This window comes from Luteococcus sp. (assembly GCF_043424415.1).
Classification (GTDB): Bacteria; Actinomycetota; Actinomycetes; order Propionibacteriales; family Propionibacteriaceae; genus Luteococcus.
This window is the reverse complement of sequence record NZ_JBHWOO010000263.1, coordinates 1-10,329: the sequence shown is the minus strand read 5'-3', so window position 1 is coordinate 10,329 and position 10,329 is coordinate 1. Positions and strand designations below refer to the sequence as shown.

The window sequence follows — 10,329 nt, the reverse complement described above, 5'->3', positions numbered from 1 at the left end:
CGCGGCCGTCGCCGTCTGTGGGTGCGGCTCACTCGACGACGCGGATCAGGCCTTCCTGGCTGCAGGTGGCCACCAGCTTGCCGCCCTGCAGGATGCGTCCGGTGGAGAAGCCCAGCGCCTTGCTGGCCGACGGGGAGACCTGGTCGTAGAGCATCCACTCATCGGCACGCACGGGACGGTGGAACCACATCGAGTGGTCGATGGAGGCGATCTGCATGTTCGGGCCGGCGAAGACCACCTTGTGCGGCACCACGGAGACGCTCAGCAGCGTCATGTCGGACAGGTAGGCCAGCACCGCCTGGTGCAGCAGCGGGTCGTCGGGCAGGGCACTGGTGGTGCGCACCCACACCCGCATGTGGGCACTGTGCGACTTCGCCTCGATGGCATTCGACATCCCCGAGTCGCCGGCAAAACGTACCTCCAGCGCCTCCCACTCGTTGAGCATCGGCACGTCACCGACCGTACGAGACATCACGTCTCGCATCGTCGGGCAGTCCTCGGGCGCCGGCACATTGGCCGGCATCGGGTCGGAGTGGTCCAGACCCGGCTCGTCGATGTGGAAGCTGGCATTGAGCGCGAAGATGTTCTCCCCGTGCTGCCGGGCGACGACGCGTCGCACGCTGAGCGATCCGCCGTCGCGGATCTTCTCCACGTCGTAGATGATCGGCTTGTCGGGCCGGCCGCCCTTGAGGAAGTAGGCGTGCAGCGAGTGGCACATCCGCGACGGGTCCACCGTGCGGCCGGCCGCCACCAGCGCCTGGGCGAGCACCTGCCCTCCGAAGGTGCGCTGCCAGTCCGTGACGGGTTGCTGCCCCCGGTAGAGGTCGTGCTCGATCTCCTCGAGCTGCAGCAACTGTACGAGTTCTTCGGTGTTCTGTGGCACCAGGCCAGTGTTCCACCGTTGACCGGGTCAGGCCACCAGCTCCACGCCGGCCAAGGCGATGCCGGCCACCCACGCGGTGGTGAGCAGACCCAACAGGAAGGGACGCGGGCCGACCTTGACCAGGCTGGAGACCTTCACCCCCAACCCCAGCGCGAACATCGCCGCCGCGAGCAGTGCCGTCTGCCCGGTCTTGACCGTCGGCAGCCATCCGGCGGGCACGACATGTGTGGAGGCCAGCAGGACCATGGCGACGAAGCCCACGACGAACAGCGGCACGACGGGCGGACGGCTGGCACCCTCCCCTGCGGGACGGGAACGTCGCATCCAGGTGCCGAGCGCCACGGCCACCGGTGCCAGCATCAGCACGCGAGCCAGCTTCACCACGACGGCCACCGTGAGCGCCTCCGGACCCAGCGCGGCACCCGCGGCGACCACCTGAGCCACCTCGTGGATCGAGGCCCCCGCCCACAGACCCGACGGCTGCACGCCCAGCCCGAACAGGCGGGCCAGCAACGGCACGATGGGGATCATGAGCGTGCCGTAGAGCACCACGAGGGCGATCGCCGTGGCCACCTCGTCATCGTCTGCGTCGACGACGCTGTTCACACCGGCGACTGCGGCAGCCCCGCAGATGGAGACGCCCGAGGCGATCAGCAGGCACTGGCTCCGCGCCATGCCCAGGGCCCTGCCCAGCGCGAGACTGCCAGTGATGCCGCCGACCACGACGGTGATGATGACGGCCACCATGCCGAGTCCGAGTCGGGCGATGTCCCCCAGCACCAGTTGCAGGCCCAGCAGCACGATGCCGATGCGCAGCAGGCGCCTGGCACTGCACTCGATGCCGGGCTGGAAGCGCGGCGGTGGCGTCACCAAATTGGTCACGGCCGCGCCCAACAGGATGGCCACCAGCAAGGCACTGAGCGTGGGGACGGCACGGTTGACCAGGACGGCGAGGGCGGCGCCCCCGGCACACAGCAACAGACCGGGCGCGAGTCGGGAAAGTTGGTTCACCCATCAATCCTCGCTAGCCGGACCACCGCACAGAAGACCTCGCTTGCCATGGGGTCATATCATCGACGCATGACCAGATGGCCGGAGCTGGCAGTGCTGGACCTGTTGACGGCGACGGCCCGCACAGGGAGCCTGACCTCGGCCGCCCGCGAACTGGGCATCGCCCAGCCCAATGCCAGCCGCTCCGTCGCCCGCCTTGAGCGGCGCCTCGGCCTCACCCTGCTGGTGCGTACCCACAGCGGGTCGACACTCAGCGAGGCCGGTCAGCAGCTGGTGGAACTCGGCGCACCCCTGCTGGAGCAGGCCCACACCTTCCTCGATGGTGCGCAGGCGCTGGCGAGCCAGGCCTCCCGCCAGATGGAGTTCGCCGCCAGCCAGACCATCGCCGAGTACCTGGCGCCCGGTTGGCTCGCTCACCTGCACCAGTTGGACCCCCACGCGGGCTGGCACATGCGGGTCACAAATTCCCGCACCGTGATCGCCCAGGTGCTCACCCACCAGGTGCCCGTGGGCTTCATCGAGACCCCAGACCTGCCACACGGCATCACCTCCCGCACCGTGCGCACGGACCGGCTGTGTGTCGTCGTGGCCCCGAACCACCCATGGGCGCGCCGTCGCCGTCCACTGACCCTCCCGGAACTGGCCAGCACCTCGCTGGTCGTGCGGGAGATGGGATCGGGCACCCGGGAGACCTTGGATGCGGCGCTGGCCAGCCCGGACGCCGCCAGTCCGAGGCTGGTGCTGAGCAGCAACCAGGCCGTTCTGGGCGCCTGCGCCGCCGGGGCCGGGCCGGCAGTCCTCAGCGAGCTGGCGGTGCGCGGTGCCGTCGACCAGGGGCGGGTACGGCGGGTGGACCTCGACGAGCCCGACGTGCTGGCCCGTCAGCTGAGGGCGATCTGGATCGGCCGCTTCCCCGAGCCCCTGGCTCGCGAACTCGTGCGGATCGCGGCCGAGAACTCGCGCTGACCGGGCCGGGCCGGCAGCTCAGCCGGCATCGGCCATCGCCTTGCGGATCCGCTTGGGCGAGACGCTGACGGCGGTGCGCAGCTGCTGGGCGAACTGCTGGATGCGGTACTCCTCGATCAGGAAGCCGACCTGCTCCACCGCGGCCGGCAGGCGGCCCGGCGGCTGCTTGGCGCACAGGGCCGCATACTCGGCCTCCAGCTGGTCCACCAGGTCGGCTGACTGCTGGTCGCGACGGGGACTCGCGGCGGCTGCCGCGAGTCGCACGGTGATGCCCTGGACGTACCGGGGCAGGCGCGGATACCAAGGGTCGGGCGTGGCGCTGATGAAATTGGTGAAGACCAGGTTCTCCAGCTGCGCCGTGACGTCCTCACGCACCTGGCCGGCCGGGAAGGAGTCGATCGCCAGCCTGGCGGAGGTCTGCTGGCGAAGCGTCTCGGCGGCGGTGGCCACCACCGTGCGCATCGCATCGGCCTGCTCCTGGCGCACGAACAGCGCCATCTGCTCGTAGCGGGCCTGGTCGCGCACCTGCTCCAACCCGATCCCCTGCTGCGCCGCCCACTGGCGGGCGAGCTCCCCGGCGGCCTTGAGCCGGGCATCTGCCAGCAGCGCCGGGACGCTGGCATAGGGCGAGTTGCCCAGGGCCAGCTTGTCGGCATTGCCCAGGTGGCTGACCACCCACTTGGTCGGGTCGGGCAGGGTGAGCACCAGCAGGCGCCGAAGACCCAGCTCGTGGCTCTGGCGGGCGGCCTCGACGGTGTCGAGCACCACGACGCCCACGCTCGAGCCCTCGTCGCGCAGGGCCGGGTAGCCGACGGCCCTCGTGCCATTGCGCTCCACGCTGAGCGTCTGGTCGATGCTGCCCATCGTCCAGCTGGTGGCACCGGTGGCCGCCTTCTTGGCCGAGGCCCGGGTCAGGGTCTGGCTCACCTTGCGGGCCAGGTCCTGGCGCAGGTCGGCGAAGTTCTTGCTGCGCCTCGTCTCGCGTCCCTTCTCGGTGATCCGGAAGGCCACCTGCAGGTGGTCGGGCACGGCGTCGGGATTCCAGGTGTCCGCATCCACCGTGACGCTGGTGATCTGGCGCAGCGCCCGGCCCAGCTCGTCACAGAAGCGCCTGGTGTGGTCGGGGCCCTCGCCGAACTTCCGGGCCTCCTCCAGCCAGTCCAGCGCTGCCCGGGCATGGTTGGGGGCCGGGACGAAACTGGTGCGCACGCTCTTGGGCAGGGCGCGGATCAGCTCGGTGGCCAGCTCGGCGCGAAGGCCCGGCACCTGCCAGCTGAAGGGCTCGGCGCAGAGCTGGTTGAGCTGCTCCAGCGGGATCTGCACCGAGACGCCGTCATGGCCGGATCCCGGGTCGAAGACGTAGTCGACGGGCAGGGTGATCGTGGCGCCGGTGTTGGTGGGCACGCTCCAGTGGTCGGGAAAGTCGCCCGCGTCCACCTCCTCGGCCTGGGGCGCCAGCAGGTCGTCGAGCTGCATCTCCAGCAGGTGCTTGTTCTCGCTGCGGCGCAGCCACTGGTCCAGGGCGTGCACGCCGGTGACCTCGGCGGGCAGGCGGGCGGCGTAGAAGTCGAAGAGCTGCTGGTCGTCGACGGTGATGTCGCGACGGCGGCTGCGCTGCTCCAGGTCCTCGGCCTGCTCGCGCACCTTCTGGTTGTGGTGGAAGAAGTGGTGACGGGTGCGCAGCTCGCCCTCCACCAGGGCCTTGCGGATGAAGATCTCGCGCGCCTCGACAGGATTGATCCGCTCATAGCTGACCAGCTTGTCGGCCACGATCGGCACGCCGTACAGCATCACCTTCTCGTAGGCCACCACCGCGCCCGCGCTGGTGGACCAGTGCGGTTCGGAGTGGGTGCGCTTGAGGACGTGGCCGGCCACCTGCTCCACCTGGTCGGCGGTGATCGCCGCGACAGTGCGGGCCCACAGCCGGCTGGTCTCCACCAGCTCGACGGCCATCACCAGCGGCGGCGGGTTCTTGGCCAGGGCGGATCCGGGCTGGATCGCGAAACGGGCACCCCGTGCGCCCAGGTACTCGCGCGGGCCGGGACGGCGCCGCTTGCCATTGCGGTCCTTCTTCGGCTGGTCGGCCTCACGGACATCGGCCAGTCCGACGTGGCCGAGCAGGCCCGAGAGCACCGCGGTGAGCACCGCCTCGTCGGAGGCCTCGGCCTGGTTGCGCTGCAGCCCGATCTCCTTGCTGATCTCGCGCAGCTGGGTGTGCAGGTCCTCCCACTCCCGCACCCGCAGGAAGTTGATGAACTCGTCACGGCACATCCGGCGGAAGGCATTGCCACTCAGGGCCCGGCGCTGCTGGCGCAGATAGGCCCACAGCCGCAGCATCGCGATGATGTCGCCGCCCGAATCGGGAGCGCCCGCTCCCCCAGCCGACGGGTCGGTGTTGGTGTGTGCCGTGTGCCGCAGCGGACCGCCGTCGGGCGCCTGCCGAGGCTCGGAGGCGGCCTCGGTGGGGACCCCGCTCCAGAAGCGCCGGTGCAGCTGGTCGGCCTGTTCGCGCTTCTCGGCGGGGCGCTCCCGCACGTCGGGGATGGCCAGTCCGGCGACGACCACCTGCACCTCGCGCACGCAGCCCAGCCGCTCTGCCTCCACCAGCATCCGGCCCAGGCGCGGATCGAGGGGGATGCGGGCCAGACGGTGCCCGATACGGGTCAGGCGCGGGTGGGAGTGCTTGCCGGGCTTGAGCGCGCCCAGTTCGTCGAGCAGGCGCAGACCGTCGGTGATCTGGCTGCGGTCGGGGGCCTCGACGAAGGGGAAGGAGCCGATGTCGCCCAGGCCCGCCTCGGCCATCTGCAGGATGACGCTGGCCAGGTTGGTGCGCAGGATCTCCGGCTCGGTGAACTCCGGCCGGGCCAGGTAGTCCTCCTCGCTGTAGAGCCGGATGCAGATGCCCGGGGCCACGCGGCCGCAGCGGCCGGCGCGCTGGTTGGCGCTGGCCTGGCTGACCGGCTCGATGGGCAGCCGCTGCACCTTGGTGCGCGCCGAGTAGCGCGAGATGCGGGCCGTGCCCGGGTCGATGACATAGCGGATGCCGGGAACGGTGATGGAGGTCTCGGCCACATTGGTGGCCAGCACGACGCGCCGCCCGGTGTGTGCGGTGAAGACGCGGTGCTGCTCGGCCGAGGACAGGCGGGCGTAGAGCGGCAGCACCTCGGTCTGGGGCAGCTTGAGTGCGTTGACGGCCTCGGCGGCGTCGCGGATCTCGCGCTCCCCCGACAGGAAGACCAGGATGTCGCCGGTGCCCTCCTTGGCCAGCTCGGTGACCGCCTGCGCGATACCGTCCACCTGGTCCTGGCTGTCGCCGTCGGCGCCGTCGCCCTCCAGCGGACGGTAGCGCATCTCCACCGGATAGGTGCGTCCACTCACCTCGATGACGGGGGCGGGATTGCCTGCACGGTCGCTGAAGTGCTCGGCGAAGCGAGCCGTGTCGATGGTGGCCGAGGTGATGACCACCTTCAGCTCGGGGCGCCGGGGCAGCAGCTGCTTGAGGTAGCCCAGCAGGAAGTCGATGTTGAGGCTGCGCTCGTGGGCCTCGTCGATGATGATCGTGTCGTACTTGTTCAGGTCACGGTCGTGGGTGATCTCGGCCAGCAGCACCCCGTCAGTCATCACCTTGACGCGGGTGTTCTTGGAGGCCTTGCGGGTGAAACGCACCTGGTATCCGACCAGGTCGCCCAGGGCAACGTCGCACTCCTCGGCGATGCGTTCGGCCACGGTCCGGGCGGCGATGCGGCGCGGCTGGGTGTGGGCGATGCGCTCGCGTCCCAGTCGCAGGCAGATCTTGGGAAGCTGGGTGGTCTTGCCCGAGCCGGTCTCGCCGGCGACGACCACCACCTGGTGGCGCTCGATCAGGTCGGCGATCTCGTCGGCGTGCTCCGCGATCGGCAGGGCAGGATCGAAGTCGAGGCGAGCGACGGGTGTGGTGGTGGACTCAGTCATGGCCGTCCCAGCCTAGGCCCCCACACAAGTGGGGGGCCGACTCGACGAGCCGCGGGTCCCGCCTCCATCAGCGGTCACGGCAGGTGGTGCCGCAATGGCGAGGGGTCCGGCGGCAGCTGCCGCCGGACCCATCGGGCGTCCCCGGCGCTCAATCGTGGCTCTCCGGGGCTTGCCGGCGGCTCGGGAACTCCCCCGAATCCCCTGCTCGCCATGTCGCCTGGGCCGTCTCCCCACGGCCCAGCTGACGACTCAATCCTTGCCCTTCAGAGGGGTCCAAGGCAAGCCAATTCTGAACGGTTGCTGAATTCTTTCCACGTCACGAAGGGTTCGCGGCCACCATGCCTAGCGGACCAGGACGACGGGAGCCTGGGCGTGCGCGAGCACGGCCCGCATCACACCCCCGAGGTGGATGCCCAACAGCTTCGGCTTCTGGACCCCCAACACCAGCAGGTCCACCTGCGAGGAGACGTCGACCAGGACGTCGACCGGCGATCCATGGACGACCGTCAACTCCACCTCGACCGAGGGATGTGCCTCGCGCAGAGGCGCGAGGATCCGTTCGATCTCCCGGCGGGCGAGCTCGCGCACCTGCTGGTCCTCGCTCCCGGCCGCGCCGGGGAGGACGTGCACCACCTCGAGCAGGGCGCCGCGCTGGCCCGCCTCGCGAAAGGCCCACTCGAGGGTGGCTGGCGAGTGGCTCTGGGCGTCGACGGCCACCGCGACGCGCTGGAGTCCTCCGGTGGGCTGCGGGGTCGCGGCCTGCGAGACCACCACCAGGGGGCAGTGGGAGGCATCGGCCAGTGCGACGCTCGTGGAGCCGATGAACATCCGCTCCAGGCCGCTGACCGAACGCCGGCCCACCACCATCAGGGCGGCCTGCTCGCTCATCCGGCTCAGGACTGCGGCAGCATTGCCGAGCACCACCTCGCTGTCGATCCGCTCCCGTGGCAGGCCCAGCTCGACGGCCGCCTCCATGGCGGTCCCATTGGCCTGGGCGCCTGCCTCCTCGAGGGCACGCGGGTCGTAGACGACGCCCCAGGCGCCGGCCAGCACGGCATCGTCGACGGCGTGCACCAGGTGCAGCGCGCCGTCCATCACCAGCGCGGCGCGCGCGCCGTAGCGCACGGCCCGCAACCCGTCCTCGGAGCCGTCGACCCCGACCAGGATGCGTGGCACGCCGGTCCGGGCGGAGTCCTTGTCACTGGATGGGTGGCCTGCGGTGCTCATCGCTCATCCTTTCTCAACGCCCCATCCGGGCTGAGGGGGCACTTCCATCCTCGCACCGGACGCCCACCGGCGCCCGGGAGGGGTGTCACGGCCGCGAGACGGCCCGGCCCTGTACCTGGTCGATGCTGATCGCCCGCACCACGTCGCGGTCGCCCGGCACATAGGGCAGGGGGGTCAGGAACTCGGGCGAGAGCAGTTCCTCCGAGACGTCGACCAGGCGCCCACGCACCAGTACGCTCCAGCCATTGGCTGCCTCCTGGTCCACGTGGTCCACCTCGAAGGCCACGTCGATGCCTTCCGGCAGCTCGGCCAGCTGGGTGTGTGCAGCGGTGCGGACGACCACCAGGTTGCCGTCCTGGGTGTAGGCCAGCGGCAGCACCGTGATGCCGTCGGGCCCGATGAAGCCCAACCGCCCCACGTGTGCCTCGCCCAGCAGCGTGCGGCACTCGTCCTGGTCGAGAACCTCGAAATGTCCCTCGAACATCGAAACTCCTTCGTCGGCGGCCCGGGCAGGGCCGTTCGCTCCCGAGCCTAGCGAAGCCGATCCCTGTACAGGTGGGACACCCGCCGTGTGGTCGGGCCATTGATTCCAAGCATCACGATCACCAGGCATCAGGATCACCAGGCACCAGGATCAGCCGAGCACCAGGGCCATCACCATGATGCTGGGAATCGAGCCGATGGAGGTGATGAAGACCACGTCACGGGCCAGCACCACCGACTGCTGGTAGCGCACCGCGTGGTTGAAGATGTTCTGCGCGGTGGGCAGGCCCGCCAGCACCACCACGGCCAGGGTCGTCGTCCGGTCCAGCCCGGCCAGCTGCGCCAGGAGCAGGGCCAGCGCCGGCTGCAGCAACAGCTTCATGACGCTCAACACGACGGTCTCGGTGAACAGCGGTCCCCTGCCGGGCAGCGGCCCCAGGCGTAGCGAGACCCCGAAGGCCACCAGCATGGTGGGCACGGCCAGCCCGCCCAGCATCTCGAGCGGCTGTCGTGCCAGGGCGGGAATTGTCCAGCCCAGCAGGTTGATCGCCAGGCCGGCAAGGACGCCCACGGTCATCGGGTTGCGCAACGGCAGGGTGAGGTTGCGGCGGCGCGAGGAGGCCTTGCCGTCGCGGCGCGCGGCGTCCACGTCGAGCAAGGCCAGGCCGAGCGGTTGCAGCACCGCCACCTGCACCAGCAACAGCGGCGCGATCCAGGTGATGTCGTGCAGGACGTAGGCGGCGATCGGCAGGCCCATGTTGCCGGCATTGACGTAGCAGGAGCAGAAGACCGCGATCACCCGGTGGCCCAGGCCGTGGCGCTGGCCGTCGGCTCCCCGCAACCAGGACAGCTCCAGCAGCAGGCACAGCAGGCCGGTCAGGACGGTGGCCACGATGCTGACGGCCAGGTTGCGGGCGAAGATGCGGCCCAGGTCGGCGGTGGACATCATCGTCACCATCAGCGCCGGGGAACCCGCGTAGAAGCTGAGCTTGCTCAGCACCAGCTGCGAGGAGTTGTCCAGGATGCGCCAGTGGGCCATCACCCAGCCGACCGCCACCACCGCCCAGATGGTGATGAAGCCGACCAGGACGCCCATGGACCACAGCCTAGGGCTTGCCCTCTGTGACGGGGGTGGCGTCCCGGATGGCCGTGGCGCTTCGCTGTTGGGCGAAAGACTCTTCCTGGAGGGGGAAAGGGTGCTTTTATGGGTTCCATGAAGATGTCCAAGGAGCTCGAAGCCCAGTTCAACGCCCAGATCACCCACGAGTTCGAGGCCTCGACCCTCTACCGCCAGCTGGCGATCGAGGTCGACGCCCAGGACCTGCCCGGCATGGCCACTTGGCTGCGCCACCAGGCCGACGAGGAGATCGTCCACGCCAACAAGTTCATCGACCACCTGCTCGACCGGGACAACCACCCCGAGATCGGCACCGTGCCCGCGCCCAACGTCGAGAAGGGCCTCAGCGCCCTGGACGCCTTCAAGGCGGCTCTGGAGCATGAGCAGAAGGTCTCGGAGTCGATCCGCGCGCTCTATCGGGCCGCCGAGGAGGCCGGCGACCTGGACTCGCGTCCCCTGCTCAACTGGTTCCTCAGCGAGCAGATCGAGGAGGAGTCGACCGTCAGTGAGATCATGGGCCGCATCGAGCTCACCGGTGACGACGGCCCCGGCCTGCTGCGCCTCGACGAGGACCTCGCGCAGCGCCCGGTGGCCACCACCGAGCCCAGCGAGGGCTGATCAAGCCGGCCCCATAGGGACATGGGGCCCAGACGAAACCGAGGGCGACCCCCAGCAGGTGCTGGGGGAGATC

At 70.0% G+C, this 10,329-nt stretch carries 8 protein-coding genes; 2 read left to right on the top strand and 6 right to left on the bottom strand.

The window, feature by feature from the left end:
* Positions 1-28 precede the first annotated feature (28 nt).
* Positions 29-883: an acyl-CoA thioesterase gene (locus tag ACHFFZ_RS14975; protein WP_394277399.1), complete on the bottom strand. Its 855-nt coding sequence runs from the start codon at positions 881-883 to the stop codon at positions 29-31.
* Between the two features lie 27 nt (positions 884-910).
* Entirely contained in the window at positions 911-1,894 is a 984-nt protein-coding gene (locus ACHFFZ_RS14970; protein WP_394277398.1) for a YeiH family protein, read from the bottom strand.
* A 69-nt stretch (positions 1,895-1,963) separates the two neighbouring features.
* Here ACHFFZ_RS14970 and ACHFFZ_RS14965 point away from each other — a divergent pair, with 69 nt between their 5' ends.
* Positions 1,964-2,860 (top strand): LysR substrate-binding domain-containing protein, encoded by an 897-nt coding sequence (locus ACHFFZ_RS14965; RefSeq protein ID WP_394277397.1) that lies wholly within the window; start codon positions 1,964-1,966, stop codon positions 2,858-2,860.
* An 18-nt stretch (positions 2,861-2,878) separates the two neighbouring features.
* Here ACHFFZ_RS14965 and hrpA read toward each other — a convergent pair whose 3' ends face one another.
* The 4 genes from hrpA to ACHFFZ_RS14945 all read right to left on the bottom strand — a co-directional run bounded on the left by hrpA (position 2,879) and on the right by ACHFFZ_RS14945 (position 9,617).
* On the bottom strand, positions 2,879-6,811 hold the full coding sequence (gene hrpA / locus ACHFFZ_RS14960) for an ATP-dependent RNA helicase HrpA (RefSeq protein ID WP_394277396.1): 3,933 nt from the start codon (positions 6,809-6,811) through the stop codon (positions 2,879-2,881).
* Positions 6,812-7,153: 342 nt separating this feature from the next.
* Complete coding sequence (locus ACHFFZ_RS14955) at positions 7,154-8,038, bottom strand: universal stress protein (RefSeq protein WP_394277395.1); 885 nt, start codon at positions 8,036-8,038, stop codon at positions 7,154-7,156.
* Between the two features lie 85 nt (positions 8,039-8,123).
* Entirely contained in the window at positions 8,124-8,522 is a 399-nt protein-coding gene (locus ACHFFZ_RS14950; RefSeq protein ID WP_394277394.1) for a pyridoxamine 5'-phosphate oxidase family protein, read from the bottom strand.
* 150 nt (positions 8,523-8,672) lie between these two features.
* Positions 8,673-9,617, bottom strand: a complete 945-nt coding sequence (locus ACHFFZ_RS14945) for an AEC family transporter (RefSeq protein ID WP_394277393.1) — start codon at positions 9,615-9,617, stop codon at positions 8,673-8,675.
* A gap of 117 nt (positions 9,618-9,734) precedes the next feature.
* Between ACHFFZ_RS14945 and ACHFFZ_RS14940 the strand changes: the two genes are divergently transcribed.
* Complete coding sequence (locus ACHFFZ_RS14940; protein WP_394277392.1) at positions 9,735-10,256, top strand: ferritin; 522 nt, start codon at positions 9,735-9,737, stop codon at positions 10,254-10,256.
* The last annotated feature ends 73 nt before the right edge of the window (positions 10,257-10,329 follow it).

What these genes read in the sequence shown, in the direction of transcription:
- ACHFFZ_RS14965 (WP_394277397.1), top strand. Translation starts at nt 1,964, where the DNA reads ATGACCAGATGGCCGGAGCTGGCAGTGCTGGACCTGTTGACGGCGACG.
- ACHFFZ_RS14955 (WP_394277395.1), bottom strand. Translation starts at nt 8,038, where the DNA reads ATGAGCACCGCAGGCCACCCATCCAGTGACAAGGACTCCGCCCGGACC.
- hrpA (WP_394277396.1), bottom strand. Translation starts at nt 6,811, where the DNA reads ATGACTGAGTCCACCACCACACCCGTCGCTCGCCTCGACTTCGATCCT.
- ACHFFZ_RS14950 (WP_394277394.1), bottom strand. Translation starts at nt 8,522, where the DNA reads ATGTTCGAGGGACATTTCGAGGTTCTCGACCAGGACGAGTGCCGCACG.
- ACHFFZ_RS14945 (WP_394277393.1), bottom strand. Translation starts at nt 9,617, where the DNA reads ATGGGCGTCCTGGTCGGCTTCATCACCATCTGGGCGGTGGTGGCGGTC.
- ACHFFZ_RS14940 (WP_394277392.1), top strand. Translation starts at nt 9,735, where the DNA reads ATGAAGATGTCCAAGGAGCTCGAAGCCCAGTTCAACGCCCAGATCACC.